A 12,352-nucleotide genomic window follows, 5' to 3' on the forward strand; every position below is an offset into this window, starting at 1 on the left:
ATGCGCACATGGATTGGCCTGATGGCCCTGGCTTGCGCGTTCAGCGCGCAAGCGGCCCCGAAAGTCGCAGTGACGGATCTGGCGTATCAGGAACGTGTGGAGCAATACATCCACATCGTTTCGGCGAAGAACAATTACCGCGAGGGCTACTACAGCTCCAGCGGTTCTTCGAGCTACAACGAGATCGAAGCCACCACCAGCTACATCGAGCAAGGCGAACTGCGTAAATTCACCGGCGACATCAAGGGTGAAATGCTCCGTACCGGCATGTTCCAGCTGGTGCAGGGCACGCCGTACACCGCTTCGTCCAAGGGTGACGTCTACGACGTGATCAAGCGGATCAAGGCCGGCAACTTCAAGGGCGCCGACTATGTGCTGTTCGGCACCGTGTCGGACATCGACTTCACCCAGGACATGAACGAGCTGGCGAACACCGACAGCTATTCAGCCGTGCTGGCACTGACGTTGGTGGCAGATTTCAGTCTGATCAACACCAAGACGTTCGAGATCACCTCGGCCTTCACCGCGATGGGCGAAGGTCAGGACACCAAACTGGTGAACCACCGCGACATCAAGATCTCGCTGAACCGCCCACGGGTGGTGCGTGAGGTGTCCAAGGCACTGGGTGAAGACGTGGCCGCGCAACTGAGCCAACAGCTCGGTGGCAACGGCTACGAACAGCCTCGCGAGGCACCGCAGCGCAACAATCTGCCGCGTGATACTGCGCCGGTGATTTTGCACTAGTCGTTGGAATGACACCCTGTGGCGAGGGGATTTATCCCCGTTGGGACGCGTAGCGGCCCCAGAGATGGGACTGCTGCGCAGTCCAACGGGGATAAATCCCCTCGCCACAAAAGCCAACCACAAAAGCCTGCGGGCATAAAAAAGGCGACCTGAACAGGTCGCCTTTTTTATGCCCGCAGACTTTAGACCGCCGCCCTGCGCAACGTCGCCATAAACGCCGCCGCACCAATGAACAGCCCGGCAAACGTGCGGTTCATGCGTTTCTGCTGTTTCGGTGTGCGCAGCAAACGCAGCACCCTGGATGCCAGTCCGGTGTAACCGGCCATGACCACCAGATCAACACAGATCATGGTCACGCCAATCACCAGATACTGGATCAGCAGTGGCGCATGCGGGTTGATGAACTGCGGCAGCACCGCAAGCATGAAGATCAACGCCTTGGGGTTGCTGATGTTCACCAGAAAGCCACGGAACACCAGCGCCAACGGTCTGCCGATCGGACGCACAGCGCCGTCATCGCTCATGTCCATGGGCAGCGCGCGCCATTGCTTGATCGCCAGGTACACGAGGTAAGCCACGCCGAACCATTTGATCGCGTGGAATGCGGTGGCCGATGCAGTAAGGATCGCGCCTACGCCGGCGCCGACAATTGCAATCTGCAGGGCCAGGCCGAGTTGCAGGCCCAAGGCGTTCCAGTAACCGCGCCAGAAGCCGTATTGCAGACCGCTGGACATCGACGCAATGGCGCCAGCGCCCGGGGAAAGACTGATTACCCAGCAGGCGGCGAAGAACGCCAGCCATGTTTGAAGCTCCATCGCACACCTCGACTCAGACTCGTGACAGACGTCCAAGCTAATGCGGTTTGGGGCCAAAAGCAAAGATCGCAGCCTTCGGCAGCTCCAACATGGAAATACGATCCCCTGTAGGAGCTGCCGAAGGCTGCGATCTTTTGATCTTGCTTGCTGGAAAACTTACTTCTCGAAACCACTCGAAGGGAACACATCAGTCCCGCGCCAACGCCGCACCGAGCGCTGGAAAAACAAGCTGTTCGGCACCTGCACCATGGCGCTGCCGGTGCCAAGTTCTTCGGCTTCGATCAGCGTGGTGTACAGCAGGTTGATCGCGACCACGCGCCCTTTGACCCCGGGCTTGTCGGTGGTATCTACCAACTCGACCACATCACCGAGGCGGAACGGCCCGACGGTGAAGATCAGGATCGCGCAGAGCAGGTTCGACAACACACTCCACATCGCGAAGAACGCGACCGCCGCCACCGCAACGAAACCGGACAGCGCCGTCCACAGCACCGTCGCCGATACACCGAGACGCTCCAGCACAAAAATCAGCGCACTGCCCATGATCAGCCAGCGCAAGCCGCCTCGCAGCGGCATCAGCAACTGCGGCGGGAACGGATAGCGTTCGCCGAGACGGGTCAGGCCTTTGGCGACAAAGCGCTGGGCCAGATAACCGGCCAGCAGGATCAGCAGAATCTGTACACCGAGCCAGATCGGCTCAATCCACACCGCCGGCAATGGCAGCTTGAAGGCATCCATCAGGACAGTGCCTCCAGCTCCGCCTGCATGCTTTCGAGCAACTCCAGCGCTTCCATCCAGGACTCTTCCAGCTCGGCTTCGCGCACTTTCAGCTTGGTTTGTTCGGCCAGGAGGTCACGCAGTTCGTTCTTGCGCGCCGGCTCGTAGATGCCGCTGTCGCCGAGACTGGCATCAATCTTCGCCAGTTTCTCGTGCAGCTTGCCCAGCTCGGCTTCGAGCTTGTCGGCTTCGCGTTTGTGCGGCGCCAGTTGCTGACGCAACGCAGCGGCAGCCTGACGCTGAGCCTTTTTGTCGGTCTTGTCCGGGTTCACCGGCGTATTGCTGACCGGGGCGTTGCGCTGACGGTATTCCACCAGCCAGCGTGCGTAGTCTTCGAGATCGCCGTCGAACTCTTCGACCTTGCCGTCCGCGACCAGGAAGAAGTTGTCGGTGGTGCTCTTGAGCAAATGCCGATCGTGAGACACCACCAGTACCGCGCCGCTGAATTCCTGCAACGCCATGGTCAGCGCCAGGCGCATTTCCAGATCGAGGTGGTTGGTCGGTTCATCGAGCAGCAACAGGTTCGGCCGTTCCCAGGCAATCAGCGCCAGCGCCAGGCGGGCCTTTTCGCCACCGGAGAAATTCAGTACCGGTTCGTCGATGCGCGCACCACGGAAGTCGAAACCACCGAGAAAGTCGCGCAGGACTTGCTCACGCTCGCCCGGAGCCAGACGCTGCAAGTGCAGTAGCGGGCTGGCCTTGGAGTCCAGCGAATCGAGCTGATGCTGGGCGAAATAGCCGACCACGGTGTTCTCGCCACGGGTCAGGCGCCCGGCCAGCGGTTCCAGCTCGCCGGCAAGGTTCTTGATCAGGGTCGACTTACCGGCGCCGTTCGGGCCGAGCAAGCCGATCCGCGCGCCGGGGGTCAGTTGCAGCTTGACCTTCTCCAGCACGGTTTTGTCGCCATAACCCAGACGCGCATCCGACAGATCGATCAGCGGGCTGGAGATCTTGGTCGACTCGCGGAACACGAAGTCGAACGGCGAATCGACGTGGGCGGCGGACAATTCTTCCATGCGCTCCAGCGCCTTGATCCGGCTCTGCGCCTGACGGGCCTTGGTGGCCTGGGCCTTGAAGCGGGCGATGTAGCTTTCCATGTGCGCACGTTGCACCTGCTGCTTCTCGTAGGCCTGTTGCTGCTGGGCCAGACGTTCGGCGCGGGCACGTTCGAAAGCGCTGTAGCCGCCGCGATACAAGGTAATTTTGCGCTGGTCGACATGGGCGACGTGATCGACCACTTCGTCGAGGAAGTCGCGGTCGTGAGAAATCAACAGCAGAGTGCCGGGATAGTTTTTCAACCAGTCCTCAAGCCAGATGATCGCGTCGAGATCCAAGTGGTTGGTCGGTTCGTCGAGCAGCAACAGGTCCGAAGGACACATCAATGCCTGCGCCAGGTTCAGACGCATCCGCCAGCCACCGGAGAAATCTCCGACCTGACGGTCCATCTGCTCATTGGTGAAGCCGAGACCGGCCAGCAGTTTGCGTGCTCGTGCATCGGCGGTGTAGCCGTCGGCGCTGTCGAGCTCCGCATGCAGGCGAGCCAGAGCGGTGCCGTCGTGGGCTGCTTCGGCAACGACAAGATCACGTTGCACCTCACGCAGGCGCAGGTCACCATCGAGCACGTAGTCGACGGCAAGACGCTCAAGCGTCTCGATCTCCTGGCGCATATGGGCGATACGCCAGTCGGCCGGCAAGTAGCAATCACCCGAGTCCGGGTGTAGCTCACCCCGAATCAAGGCGAACAGGCTGGATTTGCCGGCGCCGTTGGCACCGATGAGGCCGGCTTTATGGCCGGCGTGCAGGGTCAGCTCGGCGTCTTCTAGCAGACGTTGCGGGCCACGCTGTAAAGTCAGGTTCTGAAGTCGAATCATAATGGCGGCGGAGTCTACCAGCTTCGCTCGCAACTGGCGCGAGAAGCACGATGTCCTCTGACCTGTGGAGTTTTTCCCTTGCCACTTACGCCCGACCGGGCGTGGAACACGCTTGCCTGCAGCTGCAATCGGCGGGGGCCAACGTGTGCCTGCTGCTCTGCGGATTATGGCTGGAACAGCGCGGCACAGCCTGCGACGAACAGCGCGTGCGGCAACTTGAAGCGTTGGTTGAACCTTGGGATATGGAGGTTGTGCAGCCATTGCGTGCCTTGCGCACTCAGTGGAAAACCCTGGCCAATGATGACCCGGTCCTCAAGAAACTGCGTGAACAAATGAAAACACTGGAGCTGGAAGCCGAGCGGCATCTGCTGTGGCAACTGCAACAGGCAACGCTGGAATGGCCGTCGAACGAGGCGTCAGCGTGTATTGAATGGCTGGAGAATCTGGCTGGCATAGGCGCCAACCCGAACCGCGACGCGCTGCAAGTGCTGCGCGCCGCGGTGACCGCCAGTTAGGAAGCGCTGGTCGGATTGCTGGCAACGCTCGACGCAGCGGCTGGCGTTGGCGCAGTCGTGGTGGTCGAGGTAGAAGCGGCTGGAGCAGCGGCCGGTGCCGAAGTCGCTGGTTTGGCGACTGGCGCTGTAGCTGGTTTGGCGGCGGCTGGTTTGGCAGCGACTGGCTTTTTCACGGCAGGTTTTGCCGCTGGTTTTGCAGCTGGCTTTACTGCTGGCTTGGCAGCGGCAGGCTTGGCGGCAGCAGTAGCCGGTTTTGCCGAGACAGCTGGTTTGGCGGCAGGTTTTGCAGCCGGCTTGGCCGCTGCTTTTGCAGCAGGTTTAGCGGCTGGTTTCGCTGCAGGTTTAGCGGCAACCGGCTTCGCGGCAACTTTGGCAGCTGGTTTGGCTGCGGCAGTTTTGGCGGCTGGTTTTGCAGCGGGTTTGGCGGCAGCTTTTACCGCCGGTTTAGCAGCTGGTTTGGCGGCAGCGGTTTTCGCTGGAGCGGCTTTGCGGGCTGCTGGTTTTGCAGCAGGTTTGGCTGCGGTTTTAGCAGCCGGTTTTGCCGCGGCCGATTTGGCAGCCGCAGGTTTGGCGGCGGTGGTTTTGGCAGCAGGTTTTGCAGCACTTGCTGCGGCTTTTTTCACAGCTGGTTTCGCAGCAGGTTTGGCCGCTGCTTTCACTGGAGCTTTTGCAGCAGGCTTAGCCGCAGCGGTTTTCGCCGGTGCTTTTGCCGCCGCTGGTTTGGCTGCAGCTTTCTTCGCCGGGGCAGCTGGTTTAGCCGCACGGGAAGACAATGCCTTGACCACCGCCTCTTGCACACGACCCACGCCCTGCGCCAGTTTCAGGCTTTCCTGAGCATCGCGCTTGAGCTGCAGAATATAGCTGCGGGTGTCGGACTGACGATCCTTCAGCGCGTCGAGCAGGTCTTCAAGTTCTTTCACTGCGCCTTTGGCCTTGGTCTGTGCCTTGGCTTTACCGGCGGTTGCTGCGTCCTGCAATTTGGTGCGGGATTTGTGCAGTTTCTCTTGTGCCTTGCCGCGTTGTTTTTCCAGTTTGGCGAGCAGTTTTTCAGCATCAGCCAAGGCTTGGGAACAAGCGGTTTCCAAATGCTCGAGCAGGCTGCCCGAGAGTTGTTGGAGTAAGTGCAACGGAGTATTTACAGGCTTCTTGGTGGCCGACATGGTTTACCTCCTGGCTGACGTGAGTGCGGCTCATACTAGACCTCTGCTGCTACCGCCGCTAGGTGATGTTGACAGTATCGAAACGCTTGCGTTGCAACGAAGTGAAAATGTTCTGCCTGAAGTCGAAAGCAGTTCACCGTTGCAGACGTTCGCGCTGGCATAATCCACCGCATCTCAGGATGGAGAGTGCCGATGTCGCGCTACCTTTTTTTATCCCTCTGCATGATTTTTTCCGCAGCCCACGCTGACGAAAAAACCACGCCGAACGATGCTCATGATCTGGCCTACAGCCTCGGCGCCAGCCTTGGCGAACGCCTGCGTCAGGAGGTTCCGCAATTGCAGATTCAGGCACTGATCGAAGGTTTGCAGCAGGCTTATCAAGGCAAGCCGCTGACATTGAGCGAGGCACGAATCGAACAGATCCTCGCCGACCACGAATCGCAAAATGCCGAGCACACTTCGCAGCCTTCGAGTGAGGCGGCGATGGAAAACGAGCAGCGTTTTCTCACCGCAGAAAAAGCCAAGCCAGGTGTGAAGGAGTTGGCCGATGGCATCCTGCTGACCGAGTTGACTCCAGGCTCTGGCGCCAAGGCCGGTCCTGATGGAAAAGTGCAGGTGCTGTATGTCGGTCGTTTGCCGGATGGCACGGTGTTCGATCAGAACACTCAACCGCAATGGTTCAGCCTCGACAGCGTGATCGCCGGCTGGCGCACCGCGCTGCAGAATATGCCGGTCGGCGCGAAGTGGCGTCTGGTGATTCCATCGGATCAGGCCTACGGCGCCGACGGTGCCGGTGACCTGATTGCGCCATTCACACCGCTGGTATTTGAAGTCGAATTACGCGGCGCCAGCTGATCGCACAAACGAAAAACGGTGCGCCGTGGCGCACCGTTTCGAGGTCTTGCGGGAAGCGGTTCAAGCCTGAACTGCATCCTTTTCCTTGTGAGCCGTGTGCAGCACTTCGATCAGGCAGTCTTCCAGTTCGAAGCGTTCGTGAAGCAGGCCGCCCAGCTCTTTGAATTTCTCGGCAACGCATTTGCCTTCGTCGCACAGATCGTTGAACGCCAGCAGCTTCTCGGTGATCACGTCGATACGCGGGTAAATAGTCTCGGCGAGTTCCAGACCACGCTTATCGTTGAACGCCTTGGCTTCGCCAGTAAGCTGTTCATAGATCTCGAAATGCCCGGCTGATACGTAATCAACCAACACACCGCAGAACTCCTGCAATGGCTTTCGGCTTTCACTCAAGGTTTCAGGCTTGGCGCCGAGCGAGTCGTAGGCTGTAACAAGACCGTTGCGCTCCTGCAACCAGCGGTCGATCAGCAGATGAACTCCACCCCAACGTTCCTGAGCATTCTGACAACTTTCGAGCATGGCGATCTCTCTTCCCTTGTGGGTCATGCTGCTCTACACCCGCACCCCTCTTGTGGTTCGGGGGGCGACCGGGCAGAGCGTCATCGAGCAACATAATTCCAATGACACGTGCGGGCCAGATTATGCCCGCGCGCCTATAGCATCAAGGTACGCAGACGACAAAGTTCATACAAGTGTTTAATCCCCGATCAGGGCATGGTGCGACCGTTCGCCGCTAAGTGGTCGCTGCAGAGCGCTCCACGCCAGTCCCAGCAACTGCCATGCGGCGAGCATCGAAACCCCCACGAAGAACAGCAGGCTCCATTCCGGGATACTCAAATCGAACAGCGTCCAGGACATTTCTGCGCAATCGGCGGTGTTGTTGAACATCCGCACCAACGCACATAACCAAGGCACGCTACTGAACAACTCTTCGGGCTGCGGTGAGCAACTGACCAGTTGATTGACGAAGTCCCCCTGCAACAAAACCTGGCGCCATGCCGCTGTCGTCCCGCCAAGGCTGGCGGACAGCGCAAAGGTCCAATAGAACCCCAATCCGGCGCTACGCGGCCCGTGCACCGCTGCAAGTCCGCAGCTCAGGGTGAGCACACTCAGGAACAGGCGCTGCACCAGACACAGACTGCATGGCCGCAGGCCTACCGCGTATTCAAGGTAATAAGAAGCTCCCAGGGCCACTGCCCCAGCGGTGAAAGCCATGAAAAACAAGGAGCGTGAGCAGGCCAACGACATGGCTAATCCGTAACAGTAAAGACAGGCGGTTACGGTAGAGGAAAGGGTGCGGGCCTTTCAAGGCAGCGCACTGCCGACACTTCACCAAAGGTGTAGGGAAATCCCGACAAGTTATGGAGGAATAGGTGTAGTCCTCTGTAGGACTTTGCCCAGGACGTCAGAGACAGGTAATTTTTCACTCGAAAAAGGTGAAAGAGGGAGCGTACTCCCTCACTGTTTCAGGCGTTCACCGGCACCGGCAACGGTGCTGCCAGAAGGCGCTCATCGAGCAGCCCGAGGCCTTCCTGGAACAACTGGTTGCTGCGCTCGGTGTCGCCCAGTTGCGCGAGCAGGCGCGCCAGTTCTGCGCAGGCTTCAGGATTGCGCTGCACACGCAGGCTGCTTTCCAGATAATCACGCGCCTTGCCCCAAAGGCTGGTTTGCAGGCAGAGGCGGCCGAGGGTCAACAGCAAGCTCGGATCGGCCGGATGATCCTTGAGCCAGCCTTCAGCGGTTTGCAACTGACGAGCAGGATCACTGCCACGTACCAGGCCATACAGACGCGCCAGATGGCTATCGAATTTGCGTTTAAGGGCACCACGCAGCACTTCTTCCGCTTCAGCCTGAGCGCCCAACTGACGCAGTTGCTCGGCGTAGGCCAACACCAGCGCCGGCTCCTGACGCTGAGCCGAAGTCAATTGCTGCCATGCGCGTTCAAGAGACTGTAAACCGACGCTGCCGTCCTCTTCACGCTGGGCGGCCAGCGACAGATTCTCACCCCAGGCACGACGCTCAAGCTCAGCCAGCTCAGCCGGTGGCAAAACCTTGTCCTTGCGCAGCTCCGGCAACAAACGAATCACCGCCGACCACTCGCCACGCTGCTGATACAGACGCTGCAATTGACGCAAGGTTTGCGCATTGTGTGGATGACGCTCGTGCATCGCTTGCAGCGTCACCAGCGCACCCTCGGTATCACCACGATCGGTCTGCAACTGGGCATGACTCAAGGCAATCGCCAGTTCCGCTTGCGGCTGACGCTCCAGAGCGCGCTCCAGCAAACGATCGCACTCTTCGTAATTGCCTTGTTCATTGGCCGCCCGGGCAGCACCGAGGTAATACAGCAGCGGTTGGCGTTCGGCCTCGGCGGCGCGATACAAATGACGCTGGGCACTGGCCCAGCGACCTTCCGCCAGATCCAGTTGACCGTGCTCGATTGCCACTTGCACACGACGGCTACGGTTGCGCCGCGACCATGGATTGACCACACCGCTGGAAGTCATCACCAGTTCGACCAGCGCCTTGATCCCCCAGACAACCAGCCACAACACTGCGATCACCGCCAGCGTTGCCCACAGGCTCGACTCATAGCGGAAGCTCTTGTAGGCGACCAGCACGTAACCGGAATGCTCGGCAATCGCCAGGCCCAGCGCTGCCGTTGCGGCGATCACCAGAAACACGATCACGTACAGGCGCTTCATGGTTTGGCCTCCTGCGCAGTGTCAGTGGCAGGTTTGGCAAAGGGTTTCACCGAGTCTTCAGCGTTGACATTGCGCCGCTCAAGATAGGCTTGCACCGCACTCAACGTGCCGGTCAGATCCGGAGTATTGACGGTGACTGGTTGCTTGCTCAGCTCGGCGACCTGTTCGAGCATGATTTTGCTCTGCGGATTATCCGGATTGAAATTGCCCTTGAGCACATCCCGTGCCTCGGCCAGCGCCTGGGTGTAAACCGCCGCCTGACCATTGAGCGCCGCCCACTGCGCTTGCTCCAGCGACAGGCTCAGGGCCAGGCGCACTTGGCTCAGGCTCTGCCCGGCCAGCAGTGGTCGAACATTCTTGTCGGCATTGAAATCGATGCGGATGTAACGGGAAACCTGATCCCACCACTGCGACCAGCGACTGGCGCCATCGCCATCGGCGGTCAGGCCCAGCAGCGATTCGCCGCGGTCCTTGTATTCCGGCGCCAGCTCGGTGAGCCCGATCACCTGATCACGCAATGCGCCCAGACGCAGGAACAACCCGGTGCGATCCGGCTGCTCGGTGCTGCGCAGGGCAACCAGGGTTTTGGCCACTTGTTCGCGGGCGGCGAAAGAACCGGGATCGTTCTGCTCGCGGAGGATTTCGTCGGCGCCTTGCACCAGCGCCTGAGCGCTGCTGATGTCCTGCAACGCCGAAAGGCGCAGGCTGGCCAGACGCAGCAGATGCTCGGCCTCGGCCAGACGCCAGTCTTTGCGGCTGGCGCCAAGCACGGTTTCCAGACGTTGATTGAGGCGTTGCTGATCGCTCTGGAGCTGGCTCACCAGACGCTGCCGGTCTGCGAGTTCATCGGCGCCCGGCAGTTGCGCGAGGCGCTCGGTCAGGCGCTGCTCGTTGAGTTTCAGGGTCTGCGCCTGATCGTTCAGCGCCTGCACCTGACTCGACTGTTGCAGAGTGTTGGTTTGCAGGTGACGCACCTGCCACACACCCCAACCGCCCACTGCAACACCAGCGGCACCGAGCAACAGGGCGATGATCGCCAGTCCGTTGCCTCGGCTCGGTTCTTTAGCCGGCGGCCGACTTTCTACCGATGAATCAATCGGTGCATCAAGCACCGGCGGGCGTTCATCTTTAGGCAAGGCAGTTTCGCTCACGTATCCATCCTTTGCATTAGAGAACGGGCACGGGATGCTCCCGTAACGCCGTCAGCAAAGCCGCGGCACTCGCGCCGCGGCAATCCACAACTGTTCGGGCCCCGGCGGCACTTGCCAGCTCGGCGACCCTTGGGCTTGGAACAAACAACGGCAACTGCGCAATGTTCGGCCAGGCATCGCCGGCCAACTGACGCAGGTGCTCGAAACCCTGTCCACTGCTGACCACCAGCCCGTTCAAGCGTTCCGCTTCGATCCGCCGCGGCAGTTCGTCAGACGGATAGACCGGCAAGTCGCGCCGATACAACTCCAGATACTCGACACTAGCACCTAGCTCGCGCAGGCGCTCGGCCAGCAGCTCACGGCCACCCTCGCCACGCAGGATCAATACCTGCGAATCAGCGCGGGTCACAGCCTCGCGCAGACGTGGCAATTGCAGCAAGGCTTCGCTGTCATCGCCATCGGCCGGGAAGTTTGCATCCAGACCGCGATCCAGAAGAATCTGCGCGGTGGCCGCGCCGACACTGAACCACGGCATCGCCAGCGACGCCGGCCCGTAGCTATCGATTAGCTTGACCGCAATACGCGCCGCCGGCTTGCTGACCACAATCACTGCACTGCAACGCGGCAGATCGGCAAACGTCTGACGCATTGTCGCAGAGACCGGCAGCGGCGCTATTTCCAGAAGCGGCAGACAACTGCTGAAAATCCCCTGCCCGGCCAACAACTCGGCAAGCGCCGTGCAGTCATCCGCCGGACGGGTCAGCAGCAGGCGCCAGCCGGTCACTCGTGACCAGCCTCACCGTAAACCGCTTTGAGAATATCGGCAGCACCCTGGCTCAGCAGGTCTTCGGCAACCTGCACGCCCAGAGTCTCGGCAGCCGCGCGGGGCGCACGCGCCTCAGCGCTCAGCAGCTTGCCGCCACTCGGTTCGCCGACCAGACCGCGCAACCACAACTGATCGCCCTCAAGCACGGCGTAGCAGGCGATTGGCACCTGACAGCCGCCATTCAGATGCTTGTTCAGGGCTCGTTCGGCAGTAACGCGTGAAGCGGTATCCGCATGATGCAGCGGCGCCAGCAGGGCATGAATTTCGTTATCGACGCTGCGGCATTCGATGCCGACCGCGCCTTGGCCACCGGCCGGCAGGCTGTCATCGACACTGATTGCCGAGGTAATGCGGTCTTCGAAGCCGAGGCGAATCAGGCCAGCAGCCGCGAGGATGATCGCGTCGTACTCGCCGGCATCGAGCTTGGCCAGACGGGTGTTGACGTTACCGCGCAGGAAGCGGATTTCCAGATCCGGGCGACGGGTCAGCAACTGCGCCTGACGACGCAAGCTGGAGGTGCCGACGATGCTGCCGGCCGGCAGCGCTTCAAGGCTGGCGTACGTATTGGAAACGAACGCGTCACGCGGGTCTTCGCGCTCGCAGATACAGAACAGGCCCAGACCTTGAGGAAAGTCCATCGGCACGTCTTTCATCGAATGCACGGCGATGTCGGCCTGGTTTTCCAGCAGCGCGGTTTCCAGTTCCTTGACGAACAGGCCTTTGCCGCCGATTTTCGACAGGGGCGAATCAAGCAGCTTGTCGCCGCGACTGACCATGGGCACCAGCGTCACCAGCAGACCCGGGTGGGCCGCTTCCAGACGGGCTTTGACGTATTCGGCCTGCCACAGGGCAAGGGCACTTTTGCGGGTGGCGATGCGGATTTCGCGAGAGGACATGGATCAATCCGTACTGAATAGATACGGCGGATAATAA

The 12,352-nt window shown here is 60.4% G+C and carries 13 protein-coding genes; 3 read left to right on the forward strand and 10 right to left on the reverse strand.

Annotated features, from left to right (window positions below; genetic code table 11):
- Window positions 1–744, forward strand: coding sequence for a penicillin-binding protein activator LpoB (locus ACIOZM_RS10230; RefSeq protein WP_401212850.1), 744 nt, complete (start codon window positions 1–3; stop codon window positions 742–744).
- 182 nt (window positions 745–926) lie between these two features.
- Here the strand turns inward: ACIOZM_RS10230 and ACIOZM_RS10235 are convergent, their stop codons facing one another.
- The 3 genes from ACIOZM_RS10235 to ACIOZM_RS10245 form a co-directional block, all read right to left on the reverse strand.
- Entirely contained in the window at window positions 927–1,559 is a 633-nt protein-coding gene (locus ACIOZM_RS10235) for a LysE family transporter (RefSeq protein ID WP_401212853.1), read from the reverse strand.
- Window positions 1,560–1,715: 156 nt separating this feature from the next.
- Complete coding sequence (locus ACIOZM_RS10240) at window positions 1,716–2,297, reverse strand: mechanosensitive ion channel domain-containing protein (protein ID WP_401212855.1); 582 nt, start codon at window positions 2,295–2,297, stop codon at window positions 1,716–1,718.
- Window positions 2,297–4,207 (reverse strand): ATP-binding cassette domain-containing protein, encoded by a 1,911-nt coding sequence (locus ACIOZM_RS10245; RefSeq protein WP_401212858.1) that lies wholly within the window; start codon window positions 4,205–4,207, stop codon window positions 2,297–2,299. The genes ACIOZM_RS10240 and ACIOZM_RS10245 overlap by 1 nt, the downstream gene beginning before the upstream one ends.
- Before the next feature lie 50 nt (window positions 4,208–4,257).
- Here ACIOZM_RS10245 and ACIOZM_RS10250 point away from each other — a divergent pair, with 50 nt between their 5' ends.
- Window positions 4,258–4,722, forward strand: coding sequence for a TIGR02444 family protein (locus ACIOZM_RS10250; protein ID WP_401212861.1), 465 nt, complete (start codon window positions 4,258–4,260; stop codon window positions 4,720–4,722).
- Here ACIOZM_RS10250 and ACIOZM_RS10255 read toward each other — a convergent pair.
- On the reverse strand, window positions 4,719–5,882 hold the full coding sequence (locus ACIOZM_RS10255; RefSeq protein WP_401212863.1) for an AlgP family protein: 1,164 nt from the start codon (window positions 5,880–5,882) through the stop codon (window positions 4,719–4,721). The genes ACIOZM_RS10250 and ACIOZM_RS10255 overlap by 4 nt on opposite strands.
- Window positions 5,883–6,074: 192 nt before the next feature.
- Here ACIOZM_RS10255 and ACIOZM_RS10260 point away from each other — a divergent pair, with 192 nt between their 5' ends.
- Window positions 6,075–6,737 (forward strand): FKBP-type peptidyl-prolyl cis-trans isomerase, encoded by a 663-nt coding sequence (locus tag ACIOZM_RS10260; RefSeq protein WP_401212865.1) that lies wholly within the window; start codon window positions 6,075–6,077, stop codon window positions 6,735–6,737.
- A 60-nt stretch (window positions 6,738–6,797) separates the two neighbouring features.
- On the opposite strand, the gene rsd is transcribed toward ACIOZM_RS10260, so the two are convergent.
- The 6 genes from rsd to hemC all read right to left on the reverse strand — a co-directional run bounded on the left by rsd (window position 6,798) and on the right by hemC (window position 12,315).
- Complete coding sequence (gene rsd / locus ACIOZM_RS10265) at window positions 6,798–7,256, reverse strand: sigma D regulator (protein ID WP_401212867.1); 459 nt, start codon at window positions 7,254–7,256, stop codon at window positions 6,798–6,800.
- A gap of 177 nt (window positions 7,257–7,433) precedes the next feature.
- Complete coding sequence (locus tag ACIOZM_RS10270) at window positions 7,434–7,985, reverse strand: disulfide bond formation protein B (protein ID WP_401212870.1); 552 nt, start codon at window positions 7,983–7,985, stop codon at window positions 7,434–7,436.
- A 218-nt stretch (window positions 7,986–8,203) separates the two neighbouring features.
- On the reverse strand, window positions 8,204–9,442 hold the full coding sequence (locus ACIOZM_RS10275) for a heme biosynthesis protein HemY (RefSeq protein WP_401212872.1): 1,239 nt from the start codon (window positions 9,440–9,442) through the stop codon (window positions 8,204–8,206).
- Window positions 9,439–10,593: a uroporphyrinogen-III C-methyltransferase gene (locus ACIOZM_RS10280; protein WP_401212875.1), complete on the reverse strand. Its 1,155-nt coding sequence runs from the start codon at window positions 10,591–10,593 to the stop codon at window positions 9,439–9,441. Before ACIOZM_RS10280 ends, ACIOZM_RS10275 begins: the two co-directional genes overlap by 4 nt.
- A gap of 16 nt (window positions 10,594–10,609) precedes the next feature.
- Complete coding sequence (locus ACIOZM_RS10285) at window positions 10,610–11,377, reverse strand: uroporphyrinogen-III synthase (protein WP_401212878.1); 768 nt, start codon at window positions 11,375–11,377, stop codon at window positions 10,610–10,612.
- Window positions 11,374–12,315: a hydroxymethylbilane synthase gene (gene hemC, locus ACIOZM_RS10290; RefSeq protein ID WP_401212881.1), complete on the reverse strand. Its 942-nt coding sequence runs from the start codon at window positions 12,313–12,315 to the stop codon at window positions 11,374–11,376. The genes ACIOZM_RS10285 and hemC overlap by 4 nt, the downstream gene beginning before the upstream one ends.
- Window positions 12,316–12,352 lie beyond the last annotated feature (37 nt).

The sequence above is a fragment of the Pseudomonas sp. NPDC087346 genome (assembly GCF_044744235.1).
Lineage (GTDB): Bacteria > Pseudomonadota > Gammaproteobacteria > Pseudomonadales > Pseudomonadaceae > Aquipseudomonas.

Excerpts from the sequence above, each read along its gene's own strand:
- ACIOZM_RS10230 (WP_401212850.1), top strand. The coding sequence starts at position 1 with ATGCGCACATGGATTGGCCTGATGGCCCTGGCTTGCGCGTTCAGCGCG.
- ACIOZM_RS10235 (WP_401212853.1), bottom strand. The coding sequence starts at position 1,559 with ATGGAGCTTCAAACATGGCTGGCGTTCTTCGCCGCCTGCTGGGTAATC.
- ACIOZM_RS10240 (WP_401212855.1), bottom strand. The coding sequence starts at position 2,297 with ATGGATGCCTTCAAGCTGCCATTGCCGGCGGTGTGGATTGAGCCGATC.
- ACIOZM_RS10245 (WP_401212858.1), bottom strand. The coding sequence starts at position 4,207 with ATGATTCGACTTCAGAACCTGACTTTACAGCGTGGCCCGCAACGTCTG.
- ACIOZM_RS10250 (WP_401212861.1), top strand. The coding sequence starts at position 4,258 with ATGTCCTCTGACCTGTGGAGTTTTTCCCTTGCCACTTACGCCCGACCG.
- ACIOZM_RS10255 (WP_401212863.1), bottom strand. The coding sequence starts at position 5,882 with ATGTCGGCCACCAAGAAGCCTGTAAATACTCCGTTGCACTTACTCCAA.
- ACIOZM_RS10260 (WP_401212865.1), top strand. The coding sequence starts at position 6,075 with ATGTCGCGCTACCTTTTTTTATCCCTCTGCATGATTTTTTCCGCAGCC.
- rsd (WP_401212867.1), bottom strand. The coding sequence starts at position 7,256 with ATGCTCGAAAGTTGTCAGAATGCTCAGGAACGTTGGGGTGGAGTTCAT.
- ACIOZM_RS10270 (WP_401212870.1), bottom strand. The coding sequence starts at position 7,985 with ATGTCGTTGGCCTGCTCACGCTCCTTGTTTTTCATGGCTTTCACCGCT.
- ACIOZM_RS10275 (WP_401212872.1), bottom strand. The coding sequence starts at position 9,442 with ATGAAGCGCCTGTACGTGATCGTGTTTCTGGTGATCGCCGCAACGGCA.
- hemC (WP_401212881.1), bottom strand. The coding sequence starts at position 12,315 with ATGTCCTCTCGCGAAATCCGCATCGCCACCCGCAAAAGTGCCCTTGCC.